14 protein-coding genes and 3 riboswitches are annotated in these 19,394 nt (G+C 37.4%); of the genes, 10 read left to right on the top strand and 4 right to left on the bottom strand.

What is annotated here, in order from left to right; translation table 11 throughout:
* Positions 1-181 precede the first annotated feature (181 nt).
* Positions 182-269, top strand: a riboswitch (cyclic di-GMP riboswitch).
* 32 nt (positions 270-301) lie between these two features.
* Positions 302-386, top strand: a riboswitch (cyclic di-GMP riboswitch).
* Positions 387-411: 25 nt separating this feature from the next.
* Positions 412-489: riboswitch (cyclic di-GMP riboswitch) on the top strand.
* 49 nt (positions 490-538) lie between these two features.
* Together HZI73_RS17305 and HZI73_RS17300 are read left to right on the top strand one after the other, a co-directional pair.
* Entirely contained in the window at positions 539-1,288 is a 750-nt protein-coding gene (locus HZI73_RS17305) for a transglutaminase-like domain-containing protein (protein ID WP_246552549.1), read from the top strand.
* A gap of 347 nt (positions 1,289-1,635) precedes the next feature.
* Entirely contained in the window at positions 1,636-3,033 is a 1,398-nt protein-coding gene (locus HZI73_RS17300; RefSeq protein ID WP_212694627.1) for an MATE family efflux transporter, read from the top strand.
* A gap of 18 nt (positions 3,034-3,051) precedes the next feature.
* On the opposite strand, the gene HZI73_RS17295 is transcribed toward HZI73_RS17300, so the two are convergent.
* A complete protein-coding gene (locus HZI73_RS17295; protein WP_212694626.1) occupies positions 3,052-3,699 on the bottom strand; it encodes a TetR/AcrR family transcriptional regulator in 648 nt (215 codons plus the stop codon).
* Positions 3,700-3,837: 138 nt separating this feature from the next.
* Between HZI73_RS17295 and HZI73_RS17290 the strand changes: the two genes are divergently transcribed.
* The 5 genes from HZI73_RS17290 (at position 3,838) to HZI73_RS17270 (ending at position 11,169) form a co-directional block, all read left to right on the top strand.
* Positions 3,838-8,070 (top strand): 2-hydroxyacyl-CoA dehydratase, encoded by a 4,233-nt coding sequence (locus tag HZI73_RS17290; RefSeq protein WP_212694625.1) that lies wholly within the window; start codon positions 3,838-3,840, stop codon positions 8,068-8,070.
* 94 nt (positions 8,071-8,164) lie between these two features.
* On the top strand, positions 8,165-8,737 hold the full coding sequence (gene sigZ / locus HZI73_RS17285; protein WP_212694624.1) for an RNA polymerase sigma factor SigZ: 573 nt from the start codon (positions 8,165-8,167) through the stop codon (positions 8,735-8,737).
* Between the two features lie 213 nt (positions 8,738-8,950).
* Entirely contained in the window at positions 8,951-9,517 is a 567-nt protein-coding gene (locus HZI73_RS17280) for a hypothetical protein (RefSeq protein WP_212694623.1), read from the top strand.
* Between the two features lie 25 nt (positions 9,518-9,542).
* On the top strand, positions 9,543-9,953 hold the full coding sequence (locus HZI73_RS17275; protein ID WP_212694622.1) for a hypothetical protein: 411 nt from the start codon (positions 9,543-9,545) through the stop codon (positions 9,951-9,953).
* A gap of 133 nt (positions 9,954-10,086) precedes the next feature.
* A complete protein-coding gene (locus tag HZI73_RS17270) occupies positions 10,087-11,169 on the top strand; it encodes a threonine aldolase family protein (protein ID WP_212694621.1) in 1,083 nt (360 codons plus the stop codon).
* 121 nt (positions 11,170-11,290) lie between these two features.
* Here the strand turns inward: HZI73_RS17270 and argH are convergent, their stop codons facing one another.
* The 3 genes from argH to cls all read right to left on the bottom strand — a co-directional run bounded on the left by argH (position 11,291) and on the right by cls (position 15,656).
* Entirely contained in the window at positions 11,291-12,676 is a 1,386-nt protein-coding gene (gene argH, locus HZI73_RS17265; RefSeq protein ID WP_334300236.1) for an argininosuccinate lyase, read from the bottom strand.
* A gap of 161 nt (positions 12,677-12,837) precedes the next feature.
* Positions 12,838-14,070 carry an argininosuccinate synthase gene (locus HZI73_RS17260; protein WP_212694619.1) on the bottom strand — a complete coding sequence of 411 codons (1,233 nt, stop codon included), beginning with the start codon at positions 14,068-14,070 and terminating at the stop codon, positions 12,838-12,840.
* A gap of 119 nt (positions 14,071-14,189) precedes the next feature.
* Positions 14,190-15,656 carry a cardiolipin synthase gene (gene cls, locus HZI73_RS17255; RefSeq protein WP_212694618.1) on the bottom strand — a complete coding sequence of 489 codons (1,467 nt, stop codon included), beginning with the start codon at positions 15,654-15,656 and terminating at the stop codon, positions 14,190-14,192.
* A 201-nt stretch (positions 15,657-15,857) separates the two neighbouring features.
* On the opposite strand from cls, the gene argC reads away from it, so the two are divergent.
* The 3 genes from argC (at position 15,858) to argB (ending at position 19,384) form a co-directional block, all read left to right on the top strand.
* On the top strand, positions 15,858-16,898 hold the full coding sequence (gene argC, locus HZI73_RS17250) for an N-acetyl-gamma-glutamyl-phosphate reductase (RefSeq protein WP_212694617.1): 1,041 nt from the start codon (positions 15,858-15,860) through the stop codon (positions 16,896-16,898).
* 41 nt (positions 16,899-16,939) lie between these two features.
* Positions 16,940-18,160, top strand: coding sequence for a bifunctional ornithine acetyltransferase/N-acetylglutamate synthase (gene argJ / locus HZI73_RS17245; RefSeq protein ID WP_212694616.1), 1,221 nt, complete (start codon positions 16,940-16,942; stop codon positions 18,158-18,160).
* 363 nt (positions 18,161-18,523) lie between these two features.
* Positions 18,524-19,384: an acetylglutamate kinase gene (argB, locus tag HZI73_RS17240; RefSeq protein WP_212694615.1), complete on the top strand. Its 861-nt coding sequence runs from the start codon at positions 18,524-18,526 to the stop codon at positions 19,382-19,384.
* The last annotated feature ends 10 nt before the right edge of the window (positions 19,385-19,394 follow it).

Genomic DNA, 19,394 nt, shown 5'->3' with positions numbered 1-19,394 from the left:
ATAATAAACTAGACCCTTATTTTACATGTAGCAGGGAGGCATATAGGTTTAGTAAAATCTCAGATTACTATTGGATGAGATTGTGAGATTATAAGCCTGAGATATATTTACCATGTTGGTAATTTGTGGTATAATGTACATGAGAGGGTAGTCAAAGCGTCGGCAGTATTGACCGGTATTATTCTGTAAATCGTAAAGCATACGAAAGTATGTGACACAAAGCTATAGGGTCTAACGCTTTTTATAAGCTATGACAGCCAGCTACCAGAGGAAGACTTTGATTACCTAGTAATCGAATCTTTTCTCGAAGCGGCAAATTCAGCGAAAGCTGAAGACGCAAAACTACAGGGCCTAAGTCAGAGATGATATGGCAGCCAGTTACCGAAAGAAGAGTTTTATTACTTTTCTTTCCCACGAATATGGCAAACCTATCGTGAGGTAGGGACGCAAAACTATAGGGTCTTCAAATGAAGATAGCCAGGTGCCGAAGGGAGAGTTTCAACTGAAGAAAATAGTATTAACTTTTATAGTTGCATTGATGTGTGTAGTATTTACTGGAATATCTGTATATGCTGCAACTGAAATTATAAAGGTCAATACTGATAACGGCACAGTAAGTATCCAATATGATGCTACTAATTATTCAGATTTGAAAGTTGTCGTGAAAAAAGGTTCTCAGAAATATATCTATAACCTTTATTCATCTAATGAGGAGCTGCCATTACAAATGGGCAATGGTGAGTATACGATAGGATTATATCAAAGAACAGATGGTAATAAGTACAAACTATTAACATCTGACAAGGTACATATGAATTCAAGTAATCATGCAGTATTCTTAGCAAATGTTCAGAATGTAGAATGGACAAGCAACTCAAGTGCAGCTATTCTGGCTCAAGAACTGACTAAAAATGCCAAGACTGACAGAGAGAAACTCGAAGTAATCTATGAATACGTTATTCATAACGTTCACTATGACCATGAAAAAGCTATTAACATAAGTAGCAGATATTTACCATCACCCAATGAAACGTTGATTGAAGGTAAAGGAATATGTTACGATTATGCTTCTTTAATGGCTGCTATGCTAAGAAGTATTGATATTCCTACAAAGCTTGTTCATGGCGATAGTAACTTTACTTCTGTCTATCATGCTTGGAATGAAGTTCTTATAGATGGTGAATGGATAGTTGTAGACACGACCACTGATTCGGCATATATAACCGAAGGTATTCAAATTTCTTATGAAAAGAATCCTTCAGATTATAGTGTTCTTAAGGTTTTTTAATCATGAATAATATTTGCACCCTCTCATAAGTTTTAATTTAAAAGTCTATACCCATCTTTTTTCTATGTCTTAATATGTAATGGTCTATAACCAATCATAGTATATCAGCCTATCATTTTCTTTTAATATCTCTTTCTTTAATACCTTTTTTTATGTATAATTATTTTTAATTTAATGTAATGATAGTGGGCAGATTACTTTTTCAATATTCTTGGATATCAGTCTTGACCCATTGAGTCATTTATATTACTATTAATAGAATAGCGCCACTGAAACTTGAGAAAGCTCTGTATATACCCTATTGTTTAAGGAAAATAGAGTTTTGATTCACACAGAAAGGATTACTTATGAAGAAAAGCATGAACATTGATGCCACGAAAGGCAATATTAAAAAAAATCTATGGGTCTTAGCATGGCCTTTAATGATAGCCAACTTAATACAAGTTGTTTATAACATGGCAGATACATATTGGGTAGGAAAATTGGAAAACAGCACGGATGCCATAGCAGCAGTAACAGTTACTTTTTCCGTTGTGTTTGTATTAGTATCCTTAGCTGCTGGATTGGGCATTGGGTCAGCTACATTAGCAGCCCAATACTATGGAGCAAAAGAGTACAAAAAAGTGGATGAAGTCACGTATACTTCCTTAATTGTTATTGGTGTTGTTGCACTCTTATTTGTTGGGGCGGGTATAATATTTTATGAAGAATTATTCAATCTGTTGAAAACACCACCAGAAATTATTCCTATTGCTAAAGATTACTTTATCATCATCATGGTTGGTATGCTATTTATGTTTATCTTTTTTATTATGAGTGGCATATTGCGAGGTGTTGGTGACACAAGAACACCCATGATTGCAGGCATTGTATCAGGTATTATGAACATGGTACTTGATCCCTTTTTAATCTTTGGCTGGTGGATATTCCCTGAGCTTGGTATATCTGGTGCTGCCTATGCTACTGTTTTCTCCAGGTTTTTTGCTTCCATTTATATTTTTTATGTCGTACTTCGTGGTAAAACATTCTTAAGAATGAATTTGCGGAATTTTAAAGTAGATTTTGGTATTACTAAACAACTGTTTAAAATAGGTGTACCTTCTAGTATTTCACAGGCTGTCATAAGCTTAGGTGGTACCGTTATTATGGGGCGTGTGAATATGTTTGGTGCTGTTGCTGGTGCTGTACATGGTATTGGTGCAAGGCTTGAATCCTTACTATTCATGCCTGCAATGGGACTTTCACAAGCAGCTAGTTCTATCGTAGGGCAGAACCTGGGAGCGGGTCAAAAGGATCGCGCTTATGAAAGTGGCAAGTATGCCATGAAAGCTGTTTTTATCATTCTGTTAGTATTGGGAATCATCTTTTCCATATTCCCATCGGTATTTTTCTCCATATTCTCAGATGATGAAGCTGTTATTGAACTGGGACGTTATTATGTGTATGGGGTTACGTTATTCTTTGCATTTGTTGGCTGTAGAATTGTTATGTCCAATGTATTCCAAGGAGCAGGAGCAGCCTCTGTATCCATGTGGTTAAGTTTAATATGCCTCTGGGTGTTCAGAATCCCTATGGCTTATGGTCTGTCCTATACAGGTTTAGGCATAAAAGGTGTTTGGTTAGGCATGGGATTATCCTTTGTAGTGAGTTTCTTCTTTATGTATTATTTCTATAAAAAGGGTAAGTGGATGGAAATGGCCGTTGTCCATAAAAAAGAAGAACAGCCTGAGTCCATTGAAAAATAGAGCTTGGCTGTTTAGAAACTAAATATCATATCCGAGAATGGACATATCATTGTCCTTCATAATTTGTTGACTCAGTGATAGAATGTCTTCAATTTTATCACTGGGGACATTAAAAATCTGGTTGATTGTTCTAATCAGTAAATGAACAGTATCTGGCAGAGCAATATTCTTCTTGCATAAATAATTCCATATAAGGCTTTGGTACATACCCCTAATAAGGATAGCTCGGTGATAGTACTCTATAGTAGAAAAAGTTGGGTTATATGCGCTAAACCAGTCTTTTGTCATTGTACTTGCAACTTGGACAATGTGTTCTGAAATAATACAAGAATTATATGCAGCAAGGAATAATTCCCCCAAGGTTTCATGTTGGTCAATGAGATTGAAGATAATGGATGCACTTAATGAAAATCCTAAAAGGGGCTCATTATATCTATTCGATAGTACACTTGACTGAAGCATAATGACATTAAAATGTTCATCAACAATATTTAGCAGAATTTCTTCTTTATTTTTATAAAAGTGATATAAGCTCCCAGTGGTCACATCTGCCAATGTAATAATTTGGCGTATGGTTGTTTTTTCATACCCCTGAGTAATGAAGAGTTCTCTTGCTGTTTCCAATATCAAGTTTTTCGTATTTTTAGTATTCGTTTGTTTTTTCATAATTTCATTTTAAGTGGAAAAAGATGATATGTCAAGAAAGGTTAGAACACGTTCTAATCTTTCTTGACATATTGTGTATATGGTGATAACATTTCATTAGAACGTGTTCTAGCGATGAACAAGGACGGAGGCGACATAATGAACAAACCGTTAAGTATAGGAATTGATGTAGGCTCTACGACAGTAAAACTCATTGTCTTAGACGATCAAAAGCAAATAATACACAAAGAATATAATCGACATTTTTCAGATATTAAGAATACCCTTTCAACCATGTTTGGTAATGCTAAAGACCTCTTAATTAAAAAGGCAGGCACTGTGTTTGTAACGGGTTCAGCAGGCATGAATATATCGAAGAAACTGGAAGCCACTTTTATTCAAGAAGTGGTAGCCTGCACCAGTTCTATTGAAGAAATGGTACCAGAAGTTGATGTAGCCATAGAGCTTGGTGGAGAAGATGCAAAGATTACATATTTTGGAGATGTGATTGAACAGCGAATGAATGGTACCTGTGCTGGTGGTACAGGAGCGTTTATTGATCAAATGGCTTCATTATTGCAGACGGATGCAGATGGGTTGAATGAACTCGCCAAAAACTATAAAACTATCTATCCCATAGCGTCTAGATGTGGTGTGTTTGCAAAATCAGATATCCAGCCGCTGCTGAATGAAGGTGCATCAAAAGAGGATATTGCTGTATCTGTCTTGCAAGCAGTGGTCAATCAGACAATAGGAGGCCTTGCACAAGGTAGACCCATTAAGGGTAAAGTTGCCTTTTTAGGAGGTCCTCTATACTTCATGTCGGAGCTTAGGAAAAGATTTATTGAAACCCTAAAGCTTCCAGACCATCAAGTGGTATTTCCAGATAACTCCCAGTTTTTTGTAGCCATGGGATCGGCCTTATTATCTAGAAAAGAAACCATAAAATCTTATAGTGATTTGTATGGCAACATTGCCAACATCTATGATATTGGCAATAACAAGGCAGATGAATTAGACCCATTATTTCAATCGGAACAGGATTATGTCGTATTTAAAGCCCGACACGAAAAAAATAAAGTCGGTAGAGCAAACATAGCATCCTACAGAGGTAAGGCATTTTTAGGTATTGATGCAGGATCAACCACCACCAAAGTGGTTTTAATTGACGACCAGAAACGTGTGCTCTTTACCCACTATGGAAGTAATCAAGGAAAACCTCTTCAATCGACAATAGAAGCTTTAAAAATTATGCATCAGCAAATGAATTCTGAGACTTATATTGCAGGGTCTACCGTTACGGGTTATGGAGAACATCTGGTAAAAGAAGCGTTACAAATTGATTATGGGGAAATTGAAACCGTAGCGCATTATCATGCGGCAGAACATTTTTTACCTGGTGTAGACTTTGTTCTTGACATTGGCGGCCAAGATATGAAGAGTTTGAAGATAAAAGACGGTATCATTGAATCCATCATGCTTAATGAGGCTTGTTCTTCTGGTTGTGGGTCATTTATTGAAACCTTTGCTCAGTCATTAAACATGGACATTGAGGCATTTGCAAAGATAGGTATCATGGCTAAACATCCTGTTGACCTTGGCACCCGTTGTACGGTTTTTATGAACTCAAAAGTCAAGCAGGCACAAAAAGAAGGAGCCACAGTTGGTGACATATCAGCAGGTATATCCTTATCCGTCATTAAAAATGCTTTATATAAAGTAATCAGAATGAAATCACCTGAAGAATTAGGGAAGAAAATGGTGGTTCAAGGAGGCACATTCTATAATGAAGCTGTGCTGAGAGGTCTTGAACGGATTATAGGAAGAGAGGTTGTACGTCCAGATATTGCAGGTCTTATGGGGGCATTTGGAGCTGCTATCCTTGCATATCATAAAGACAAAGGTGAGCAATCCAGTATGATTAATTTGGATACACTGTCTGGGTTTACGGTTAAAAATAAACTGCAAAGATGTAAGCTATGTGGTAATAACTGCTTAATGACCATATCTACTTTTTCTAATGGAAGAAGCTTTTATTCTGGAAACAGATGTGAAAGAGGGGCAGGAGCAGAGAAAAAAGTCAATAAAGCACCTAACATGTATCGTTACAAATACAAAAGATTATTTGGTTATCAACCCTTAAAACAATCAGAGGCCAAAAGAGGTGTCATCGGTATACCACGTGTTCTCAATATGTATGAAGATTATCCTTTCTGGTTTACATTTTTTACAGAGCTTGGCTATAGGGTACAAATCTCCGCTAATTCTTCTAAGTCCATTTTTGAGAAAGGTCTGGAGTCCATTCCTTCAGAATCGGTATGTTACCCCGCCAAATTGGTCCATGGTCATTTGGAAGACTTGCTGGAAAAAGGTATCAAAAAAATATTCTATCCATCCATACCTTATAATATTGAAGAAGATAAAGGGGCTAACAATCATTATAACTGTCCAATCGTCATCTCTTATCCTGAAACAACATGGGCAAACATTGAAGGTTTAAAGGCAGATGACGTATCGTTTTACCACCCATTCTTACCCATAGATAATAAAAAGCGCATGTTCAAAAGATTAGTTGAAGAGCTCACTGTGGAGAATATTTCAAAATCGGACATAAAAACAGCGATGCAGAGGGCATATGCTGAATTGGAACATTATAAAAGGGATATAAAACACAAAACCCTAGAAGTACTGGATTACATGGAAAAAAACAATAAAAAAGGTATTGTCCTTGCAGGAAGACCCTATCACCTGGATAAAGAAATTAACCATGGCATGGATGAGATGATTAACAGTTATGGTTTTGCTGTTCTTTGTGAAGATGGTTTTAGTGATTTGGAGGAGTTGGAAAGACCCATACGTGTTGTGGACCAATGGGTTTACCATTCAAGACTCTATAAAGCAGCATCTTATGTGGCTAAACGACAAAATTTAGAACTCATTCAACTGAATTCATTTGGTTGTGGTCTTGATGCCGTCACAACTGACCAAGTACAAGAAATACTTAGTCAATATAATAAATTACATACCGTGATAAAAATAGATGAGATTAACAGCCTAGGAGCAGCACGTATAAGAGTGAGGTCATTGATAGCCGCTATAGAAGAAAGAGATTTAGCCCATATCCTTCCTGAAAAGAAACACAATGGATTTGAAAGGGTTTCATTCACCAAAGACATGAAGAAGCATCATACCATCTTAGTACCCCAACTGTCACCTATCCACTTTCAGTTTTTAGAAGTGGCCCTGAGAGGTGCTGGATACCATGTAGAATTATTACCCTCTGTTGATGTGCATGCCATCGATGAAGGCCTAAAAGTGGTGCATAATGATGCTTGTTATCCAACCCTTATTACCATTGGGCAAGTTATTGAAGCATTAAAGTCTGGCAAATATGACCTTAATCATGTGTCCGTGATCATGTCCCAGACAGGTGGGGGCTGTCGAGCAACTAATTACATCGCCATGTTAAGAAAAGCATTAAAAGACATTAACATGCCCCAAGTGCCTGTTATCTCTTTTAATTTGCTTGGAATGGAAAAGAATCCAGGTTTTAAATTGGGCGTTAAAGTGCTTAGACAGATGGCTGACGGTATATTAATGGGGGATCTGCTCATGCGTGTATTGTATCGCATAAGACCTTATGAACGATTCAAAAATTCAGCCAATGCACTCTATGAAAAATGGGTGAAACGACTAAAGGCATCCATTGCCAATAACGAGCATAAGTTAAATCAGTACATCTATGAGATAGTCAGGGATTTTGATCATCTAGAAATACATGAAAACATGGTGAAACCTAGAGTGGGTATCGTGGGAGAAATACTTGTGAAATTCCACCCTACAGCTAATAATGAGATTGTGACCTTCTTAGAATCGGAAGGTGCTGAAGCCGTAATGCCTGATTTCTATGATTTTCTGTTATACACACAACGTAATAGTATCTTCCGATATGAAAAACTGTCAGGTTCATTTAAAAACATGGTAGCTGGTAAAACAGCCATCAGTGCGTTGGAATATTACAGAAGACATTTAGTAAAAGCACTTAAAGAAAGCAATCGTTTTCAACCACCTGTTGCCATCCATGAGCTTGCGGAAAAAGCCAGTAAACATTTGTCTATTGGTAATCAAACAGGGGAAGGCTGGTTTTTGACAGCAGAAATGGTGGAGTTAATGGAGTCCGGTGTGGATAACGTGTTATGTTTGCAGCCCTTTGGATGTCTTCCCAATCATATTACAGGAAAAGGCATGATAAAAGAGCTGAGAAGAGGCTATCCAACATCCAATATTGTGCCCATAGACTATGACCCAGGAGCATCAGAAGTTAATCAGCTAAACAGAATAAAGCTCATGTTATCAACGGCTTTTAAGAAGATAGAGAAATCAATGACATAACAATTAATTATTAACTACGCTCATGTTTGAGAATATTATCATTAGCATACTTATATACTATGAATATATTTTATTTCCAATATGGAGGTCTATCATGGAAGATAGGGTTAAAAGTATCTGGAATGCATTCAGTCGTGAACTCTACAAATATGTGCGGAGTAAGGTAAATAGTGACTATGATGCAGAGGACATTCTTCAAGATATCTTTATTAAAATACACAAGAATATCGATAAAGTAAATGAACAATCTAAGCTAAAAGCTTGGTTATATAAAATAGCAAGAAACACAATCATTGATTACTATAGAAAGAATAAGGGAAGAACTGTTGATATTGGGTCTATTGATAAAGTGCTAGAGGAAGATGATGACGCTCACAATATGAACAAAGAAATAAGCAGGTGTCTAAAAAAAATGATAGAAGAACTTCCCGAAAAATATCAACAGGTTATTGAACTTTATGATATACAAGGCATGAAGCATAAAGAGATTTCAGAAAAACTGGGTCTATCCCTATCAGGCTCAAAAATGCGAGTGCATCGGGGAAAAGAATTATTAAAACAGATTTTGCTTGCATGTTGTGATTTTGAATTAGACAAATATGGTAATATCCTTGATTACACACAGAAGAGTTTGGTGTGTAAAAGATGTGATAATCAGTGTGAATAAGATTAAGATAGCACGATACAACAAGGGCTATCCTATATGCATATGGTGGTTAACGCTTTGGAAAACTTATTTCTTTTCCATGAAACACCTCTGTGTATGGGATAGCCCTAAATTTTTGTAAGGACATATAGATTAAAAAAATACGAAATTTGTGACCTTTTTCCGATAACATCGTCTTAATGAGTGAGGACTGAATAGAGAGGAGGTTACAGCATGTCACAACCAAACAGTCAAGACATGACACGAAAGATAAAAGCAATGCTAAATATATTCCATAAGGTTGGTGTAGCAAGGAAGGGAAGTTTTAAAGATGCTCCAGATGCATACCATCCAAAAAACATGTTAGAAGGGTTTGAATCAATCCTTGTTTATGCTGAAGGTAAAAAAGATGGTGATCTAGATGAGATGGGAGGTTTTAGCGATTATATTGGCACAATCGCAGCTCAAAGCGACGTCATCCATTATCTCAATCAATGGGGATATAAGGCTGTTATTGTTGAAGGTACTAGCAAAGATATATCCCTTGTGAGAATGGGTATTGAAGCAGGTATTGGCGAATTAAGTCCCGTTAATTCATTAGTGGTTAAGGGTTTTGGTTTAACCACAAGCTTAGGCGCAATCATAACAGATGCACCATTAATACCGGATAAAAAAGTCACTGGTGTATGTATTAAATGCATGAAATGTCTAAAAGTATGCCCTATTAGAGATGTGTCATATGCTAAAGGAGATCTTAGTAAGTGTGCATGTGGTAAATGTAGAAACATCTGTCCAGTGTAAAAAAATTAAGAAAGGTTGGGATAATATGGGTCAAAAATTAATTGAAATATTTAATTTAGAACAAGCAGGTGATCAATCATCTAAGGGCAGTTGTTGCCAATCTAATTGTGGATGTGGTTCAACTCAGTCATTAACCATAGATGAATTAGTAACAAGATTTACTGAAAAATATAATAGAGATACTGAGATAAAGGTATACGATATAACAAACAATAATAAAAAGGAATTTATTGACAAACTGAATACAGTGTTTACTAATAATAAAGAAAAACTTCAAATAAGCGAACCTAATCTAGATTTTATCCTATCAAAAGTATGTCCACTCATTACAGTGGATGGAAGAATTATCGGTGTGAAAACGTATCCTGATGAGGAAGAACTCTATGATGCAGTTATGACAGGTAAGAAAATACCGACGAAGCCAAATTGTTGTTAAAACAGTCATGTGTATATTAAACTTAATGTTTTAAAATACGTGCAGATATATTGCATCTTAAACAAATATCTGATAACATGACTATACTTGCATCATAAACATGATGTACAATTAATCATCAAGGGGGTATACCATGTATAGTAAATTAGCAGAATCATATAAAAACACCACATATAAGCTCGATGGACATGGAGCACGTGATATGAAGGTATTGAAAAATGCTTTTGATAGCGTGGATTCAAATACCAGAGCGGATGCTTATGGAAAAGGTGCAGTCATCAATGACTTTGAAGCTAAGATGGCCCATATGTTAGGTAAAGAAAAAGCAGTATTTTTTCCTAGTGGTACCATGGCCCAGCAGATAGCGCTTCGCATGTGGTGCGATGAGGAAGAGATCCATCAAGTAGCTTATCATCCACTGTGTCACCTTGAGTTATATGAAGAAGATGGATTAAAGGTATTACATCCTATCGAATCGGTGTTGTTAGGTGAGAAAGACCGTGTGTTGACGTTAAAGGACTTAATGGCGCTAGATACTGATATTTCTACATTGGTCATTGAATTGCCACAGAGAGGTATTGGAGGACAATGCCCAACATGGGATGAATTAAATGCCATATTGGATTATTGTAAAAAGAAAGTCATAAAAACTCATCTGGATGGTGCCAGACTATGGGAAGTATCACCCTATTATGATAAAAGTCTTAGTGACATATGTGCAGGATTTGACAGTGTGTATGTCTCGTTTTACAAAGGGTTAGGGGGTATAGCAGGGGCTATCTTAGCAGGACCTGATGCATTTATGGAGAAGTCTAAGGTATGGAAAAGAAGATATGGCGGCGATCTCATTAGTCTTTACCCTTATATTGTGAGTGCTGCGTATTATCTCGACCAAAGATTAGATAAAATGCCGCTATATTATGAACAAGCAAAAGTGCTAGCAGGTTATTACAATCGCATGAAAAGCGTCTATACGGTGCCAGAAATTCCCGTCTCCAATATGTTTCATGTCTATTTCCATAAAGATGCAGAACAAGTGGTGCATGCAATCGTTCAAGTAATGGATAAATATAACGTAGGTATTACCCCCTATATCATAGAGAATAAAGACCAAGACTGTATGTTTGAGATGGCTGTTGGTGATGCCTATCAGGATATACCAAAAGAAACCCTAGAAGCTTGTTTACTTGAATTAGATACAATCTTATCCACGTAAAGAATAGGGCTGTCTTGTAAAGATACCTAGCTGTAGGAAGGTGAAGATGCGTTGATATACTTTACAAGATGCCCTCATAAAGGAGAAAAATTTTATGTAATAGCTATTAAGAAATAGCTAGTCACACCTTAAGTTGATTTAAGTATTCCGTGTTCATGGCGATAACCTGTTCCATCATGGTTTTAGAAGGACCCCCTAGAACATTCCTTTTATTTACACACGTCTCTAGGGATATGGCATTGTAGATATCTTCTTCAAAAATAGGGGAGATGGCTTTATATGCTTCAAGATCCATGTTTTCTAAAGTGGTGTTGTTTTGGACACAGTAGAGTACCAGCTGGCCCACAATGGCATGAGCATCTCTAAAAGGCACGTTTTTCTTGACCAAATAGTCTGCTGCATCTGTGGCATTGGTAAAACCGCCGCCAGCACTTTCATACATATTCTGTTTGTTAACGGTAATGGTGCTTAACATCTTTGTGAAGACTGGTAGACACATTTTAACCGTGTCAATGGCATCAAAGGTAGCCTCTTTGTCTTCTTGCATGTCTTTGTTGTAAGCTAGAGGAAGTGCCTTCATGGTCGTTAAGAGGCCAAATTGTGAACCAAATACACGACCAGCTTTTCCACGAACCAATTCTGCAATATCGGGATTTTTCTTTTGAGGCATGATGCTGCTTCCTGTACTGAATGCATCATCTAACTCAATGAATTGGAATTCATGGGAACACCAAAGGATAATCTCTTCAGAAAAACGGCTAAGGTGCATCATCAGCATGGATAACCCATTCATTAATTCTAAACAATAATCCCTATCGGATACTGCATCAATACTGTTTAGACATATACGATCAAAATCAAGAAGTTCGGCAACATATTCACGATCAAGAGGGTAGGTGGTTGTAGCTAAAGCACCTGCACCTAGTGGTAATGAATTGGTACGTTTATAGGTATCTTCTAGACGTTCCATATCACGTTTGAACATCTCAAAATAAGCCATCAAATGATGAGCAAATGTAATAGGCTGAGCCTTCTGAAGGTGTGTATAGCCTGGCATAATCGTATCCACATTATCTTCAGCTAGGTGAATGAGTGTATGTAAAAGCTCTTTTAATTGTGCTTGTAAAACACCTATTTCATCTTTTACATACATACGCATATCCAAGGTGACTTGGTCGTTACGGCTACGTCCTGTATGGAGTTTCTTAGCCACATTACCGATACGTTCAATGAGTAATTTTTCAACATTCATATGAATGTCTTCGGCTTCTATATCAAAGGCTACTTTATCCAACTCAATATCGATTAAGAGTTCTTCAAGACCTCCTTGAATGGTATCAGCCTCTTCTTTGGCAATAATGCCTTGTTTGCCAAGCATGGTCACATGAGCAATACTGCCTTTTATATCCTGTTTGTAAAGACGTTTATCAAATCGGATCGATGAATTGAAATCATCTACCATGATATCCGTTGATTTTGCAAATCGTCCACCCCAGAGTTTCATGATCATCACTCCTTCCAAATTAATAGGTTGAAACGGTTATTGGTACTGTATGATTCAGTATGAATCAGCATGAATCAGTCTATGTGATCTAGCTGTACCATGAATGCATATGCAAAATAGATTGAGCTTATCATGACACTTAAGCTCAATCTATTGTTAACACTCTAAATACTTAAGCCATGGCTTTTTAACATCATCGCTCTTACTTTTAATGGAAGACCGAATAAATTAATGAAGCCTTCTGCGTCCTTATGATTGTATAATTCACCTGTTGTGAAACTAGCAATACTTTCATTGTATAATGAATAAGGTGACGTGGCACCAGCGGATTGAATGTTACCTTTGTATAGCTTCAATTTAACGGTTCCTGTGACTGTTTCTTGTGTACTATCAACAAAAGCAGTTAAACCTTCACGAAGAGGGGTAAACCATTCACCACTGTATACAAGCTCTGCAAACTTCACACTCATCATTTCTTTATAAGCCAATGTTTGTTTATCTAAGCAGAGGTATTCCAATTCTCGATGTGCATAGTAGAGGATTGTACCACCAGGTGTCTCGTAGACACCTCTTGATTTCATACCTACCACACGGTTTTCCACAATATCGATAATGCCAATACCGTTTTTACCACCGATGTCATTAAGGGCTGTTAGAATCTCCGTACAGCTCATGGTTTCGCCATTTAATGCTGTTGGCACCCCTTTATCAAATGCTAAATCGATATATGTAGCTTCATCTGGTGCTTTTTCTGGCGTTACGGACATTTGTAATAAAGAGTCAAATTGAGGTTCTTGCTCCGGTAACTCCAGGTCAAGACCTTCATGGCTCACATGCCAAATGTTACGGTCACGACTGTAGCTATTATTTTTCTTCATGGGTACAGGAATATGATGTTTCTCACAATAGTCAAGAGCATCTTCACGGGATGTAATATCCCAGATACGCCATGGAGCAATAATTTTTAGGTGTGGTGCTAATGCTTTGATGGTCAACTCAAAACGAACTTGGTCATTTCCTTTTCCAGTAGCACCATGACAGATGGCTTCGGCACCTTCTTCTAGAGCAATGTCCACTAGGCGTTTAGATATAATAGGTCTTGCCATGGACGTACCTAGCAAGTATTTACCTTCATATACTGCACCTGATTTAATGGTTGGTACCACATAGTCATCGACGAAATCTTCTACCACATGTTCAATGTATAATTTACTGGCACCAGAGTTAAGAGCTCTCTCTTCCAAACCATCCAATTCTTTTCCTTGACCTACATCCACGCATACAGCAATTACTTCATAATCGTAGTTTGCCTTGAGCCAATGTATAATAACGGTTGTATCAAGACCACCGGAGTACGCCAGTACAACCTTCTTTTTATTTTGTTCGTGTGTATTCATTATAATGACCTCCCTGCATATGTATTAACAATGTTGTAATAATTATACATTAAAATTAATAAATATTCAATAGGAAAAATAAAAAATCGTTATGAATTTTTTTCATAACGATTAATGGATTATAATACAGGTGAAAATAAACGGGAGACGGTTTCTTTTGTTTTAATCCATTGAGACCGATTTTTATAGATCTCTTTGGTAATTTCTCGACAAAGGGGTAAGTCGTTATAGAATGTTTGTTCCAATTGATGGGTTGCTTTTTTATCGTATATAAAAGCATTCACTTCAAAGTTAAGCTTGAAGCTGCGTATATCAAAATTACAAGTACCAACGGAAGATATTTCACCATCAATGGCAATCACTTTACTGTGTAGAAAGCCGTTTTCATAGGTATAAGCTTTTGCACCATATCTTATCAGTTCGCCAATATAGGAATAAGTTGCCCAATAGACAAACATATGATCCGGTTTATTTGGAATCATGATACGGACATCCACACCAGATACAGCAGCAATTTTAAGGGATTCCATAATGCTGTCATCGGGTATGAAGTAAGGTGTTTGTATGAGAATGGTTTTCTTTGCTGATGCAATCATTTTAATGTAACCTTGTTTCACTTGTTCGTTGATGGAATCTGGTCCACTGGATACGATTTGCATACCAATTTTGCCATCACTACGGTCGTAAATATCTTTAAAGTACTCTGAGGATATTTCGAATGTTTTTTTAGAAGCCAGTCGCCAATCCAATAAAAAGCGAAGCTGCAAGCCAATGACAGCACTACCTATTATTTTTAAATGTGTATCCCGCCAATAGCCAAACTTCTTATAAAGCCCTAAGTACTCATCACCTACGTTAAAACCCCCGATAAAACCAACCTTACCATCAATGACTACAATTTTTCGATGGTTTCTGTAATTGGCTTTAGCATTGATGAGCATGAATCGAGATGGGAAAAACTGTGCAAATTGTACGCCTGCTTTTATTAAGGACTTAATGGTGCTGTTTGAAATATGACGACAACCAATGTGATCACCAAGCAGTCTGACGATGACGCCTTCCTTGGCTTTTTCCTCTAAGAGTGCATAGAGGTCTTGGCTGATGTCATCATTTTTCATAATATAATATTCCACATGTATGTGATGCTTAGCTTTACTAATTTCGTCAAATAAAACATCAAATTTCTTACGACCATCTGTCATGATTTCCACATGATTATCTTGGGAGTAAAATGAATCACTTAACTTATTGTGAAAAAGAATCATATCTGTATATTTTGCCATGGATAAATCATGAAACCGAAAAGTATTATCCTCGAATTGCTCTCTCTGGTAATTAAGTAAAGACTGATAGGTCTCTGTTTCTTCTAAAGTATATTTGAAGATTTTACGTTTGGATATGTTTTGAGAGAAGAGCAGATAAAAGAGGAAACCTATACCCGGCAATAAAATCATGAAAAAGAGCCAAGCCAAAGTGGTAGTCGGCGATTTCCTTTCTAATGTAATAATAATGGCTGTAAGGACCAAATTCAGTAAAATAAATAGGATAAAGCTATAACTTAAAGTAAAGACAAACTCATTCGTCATATATTACCCCCCTTAATATTGTTCGTGATTAGATTATAAATATAAGATATTGTACACTAAGAAACACTGACAAGCAAGGGTTTTATGAATTAAAGTTAATCTATTAATAGGATACCCAAAAAAGTGTATGTATATTTATAAAACCTATTGCATAATTATTAATTATAATGTATAATTATTAAAAAGTATAGAGGTGGTATTATGATAAAAGCTGGAATAATCGGAGCTTCAGGGTATGCAGGTCAAGAATTAATGCGACTATTGGTTCAGCACCCTGAGTGTGAAATAGAAGCCATTACATCAAAGACCTATAAAGATAAATCATTTCATCAAATTTATGGTAATTTTATGGGGATTACATCCAAGTCTTGCCAAGCATTAGACATGGCTCATATGGCAAAAGAAGTGGATGTATTGTTTATCGCTTTGCCTCATGGGATAGCATCTAATCAATTAACAGCATCCATATTAAAGGATACAAAAGTTATTGACTTAGGGGCGGATTATCGATTAAAAAGTCAGGCGACTTATGAAAAATGGTATGGTGTAAGCCATGGAAGTCCAGATTTATTAAAGCAGGCTGTTTATGGTCTATGTGAATTAAATCGTGATGCAATTAAGCAATCAACGTTAATAGGGAACCCAGGTTGTTATACAACATGCAGTATTTTGACCCTAGCACCGTTAGTAAAAGAAAAGATGATTGATGTCACATCCATCATTATTGATGCCAAGTCTGGTGTATCAGGAGCAGGTCGAGCACTTCACCTTGGCACACATTTTACAGAATGTAATGAAACCATCAAAGCCTATAAAATTGCAGCCCATCGCCATACACCAGAAATTGAGCAGGCACTGTCAGATGATGAACAGGAAGTAACTCTATCCTTTACACCACATCTTGTACCCATGAATAGGGGTATACTTGTCACAGCTTATGCCAAGCTATTAAAAGGATATACGTATGACGACATCAAAGCAGTCTATGAGCAGTATTATCATGAAGAAAAATTTGTCCGTTTACTGCCACAAGGGATATTCCCGGAAACGAAATGGGTGAAAGGTTCTAACTACTGTGATATCAATTTTGAAATCGATGAAAGAACAGGAAGAATTATTTTACTAGGTGCAATTGATAACCTAATAAAAGGTGCAGCAGGGCAAGCTGTACAAAACATGAATATACTCTTTGGTTTAGAAGAAGATACAGGTATCAACATGATACCAGCCTTTCCAATCTAGAATGAGAGCGTTAAGGCAATATGAAGAGGAAGGTGAATAAGATGAAGATAATAAAAGGCGGTGTAACGGCAGCAAAAGGTTACCTGGCAACTGGTGGTCATTGCGGTGCAAAGCGTAAAAATAAAGATCTTGCACTATTGCAAAGTATCAAACCAGCCCATATGGCTGCAGTATTTACCACAAATCAAGTGAAAGCAGCCCCTGTGCTATGGAATAAAGCTGTCTACGATATGGAGAAAGATATAAAAGCCATTGTGGTAAACAGTGGAAATGCCAATGCGTGTACAGGTGAGCAGGGCATGATGGATGCGAAGAAAATGGCTGTAACCACAGCAGATGTATTGAACATACAGGAGGAAGAAGTATTAGTGGCCTCAACAGGTGTCATTGGTGTTCCCCTTCCTATTGATAAAATCAGTCAGGGCATTCATGACTTAGTTGGGACCATGAGTAGTACATTAGAAGCTGGAAATCATGCGGCCCATGCTATTCTTACAACGGATACCTATACAAAAGAGTTAGCTGTGGTGATGCATATAGGCGGAAAAGAGGTAACCATAGGCGGTATGGCAAAAGGGTCAGGTATGATACACCCTAATATGGCGACCATGTTATCCTTTATTACCACAGATGTTAACATCACACAAAAACTGTTTAGACAGGCTTTAGCAGAGACTGTAGAGGATACGTATAACATGATTTCTGTGGATGGTGATACCAGTACTAATGATATGGTCTTAGCGCTTGCAAATGGGCAGGCAGATAACCCAATCATTGATTGTGTTGGAGAAGATTATACGGTATTTAAAGAAGCACTCCATGAACTAAATGAGACGTTAGCCAAGTTAATTGTAGCTGATGGTGAAGGTGTAACCAAGTGTATTGAAGTATCCGTAAAAGGTGCCAAGTGCAAGGAAGATGCAAGGTTGTTAAGCAAATCGGTGATTACATCGAATCTGGTTAAGACGGCATTTTTTGGAGAGGATGCCAATTGGGGAAGGATTTTATGTGCGATGGGTTATGCGGGCGTTACGTTTGACCCGAATAAAGTGAGTTTGTGTTATAGCAGTGATAAAGGGACGATTCTGTTGGTTGATCAGGGTGTTCCTATTCGGTTTAGTGAGGAGAAGGCTTCGGAGATTATGAGTGAGAGGAACATTGGTGTGGAGATTGTGTTGCAGGAAGGTATGGAGGGGGCTAAGGCTTGGGGTTGTGATTTGAGTTATGAGTATGTGAGGATTAATGGGGAGTATAGGACTTGATGTATCTTTAATAATTGTTTAGTGGTTGGGTAGTGCAAGACGGCGTCCATGTATAGGTATGGCAATTTCGTTCAGGTTGACAATTTGAAGTACGTCTAAGTGCGCTCTGAGCAATAGGACTAAACCTTATAACTCCTGTTAGTCAGACAGATAAGGTTTTTAACGTCCTATTGCTCGCCGCTTACTAAGTCGTACTAACAAATTGTCAAACTTCACGCTATTGACATACCTATACATGGACTGGGCTGGTGAGTTGGGCTAGTGGTAACAATTGGAAAAGGGTATATATCAAGTGAGTGTATGGTTAAGACTTAGAGTGTGTTAAGTGATGACCATAGACTTGAGAGATAGGAGGCGTGTTGGATGCAGGAATATATTGAGAAGGCTAAGGTGCTTGTGGAGGCGTTGCCATATATTAAGGAATTTAGTGGTAAGATTGTTGTGATTAAGTATGGTGGGAGTGCCATGGTGGATGAGAGGATTAAGGCTTCTGTGATACAGGATATTGTGTTGATGAAGTTGGTTGGGCTTAAGCCTGTGATTGTTCATGGTGGTGGTAAGGAGATTAGTGCTATGCTCAGCAAGATTGGTAAGGAGAGCTTGTTTGTGAATGGGCTTCGTGTAACGGATTTAGAGACGGCTGAGGTTGCAGAGATGGTATTGTCCGGTAAGGTGAATAAGGATATTGTTCAGTTGATACAGAATCATGATTTGGATGCTGTTGGCATCAGTGGTAAGGATGCAAAGACGTTGAAGGTATCCAAGAAAGAGATTGATGGTTATGATGTGGGTTATGTAGGGGATATTGATAAGGTGAATACGGGTCTTATTGAGACCTTGCTCAACCATGATTTTATTCCTGTGATTGCGCCAGTAGGTACGGACGATCAAGGTGATACCTATAACATTAATGCAGATTATGCAGCCAGTGCCATTGCTGGAGCCTTATCAGCAGAGAAACTTATTTTCTTAACAGATGTTGAAGGTATTTTAAGAGATGTGAAAGACAGCGCATCCCTTATATCACGTATTCCCGTACAAGATGTACCCAAGTTGATCGATGAAGATATCATCAGTGGTGGGATGATTCCTAAGGCAGAGTGCTGCGCTTGGGGGATTAAGCAGGGTGTTAAGCGTGTACATATTTTAGATGGACGTTTAGAGCACAGTGTACTTCTAGAGGTTTTTACTAAAAAAGGTATTGGAACCATGTTTCTAAGTTGAGATAGAGAGG

It is taken from the genome of Vallitalea pronyensis (assembly GCF_018141445.1).
Lineage (GTDB): Bacteria > Bacillota > Clostridia > Lachnospirales > Vallitaleaceae > Vallitalea > Vallitalea pronyensis.
The sequence above is the reverse complement of the archived record's forward strand: the minus strand, read 5'-3'. Positions and strand labels throughout refer to the sequence as shown.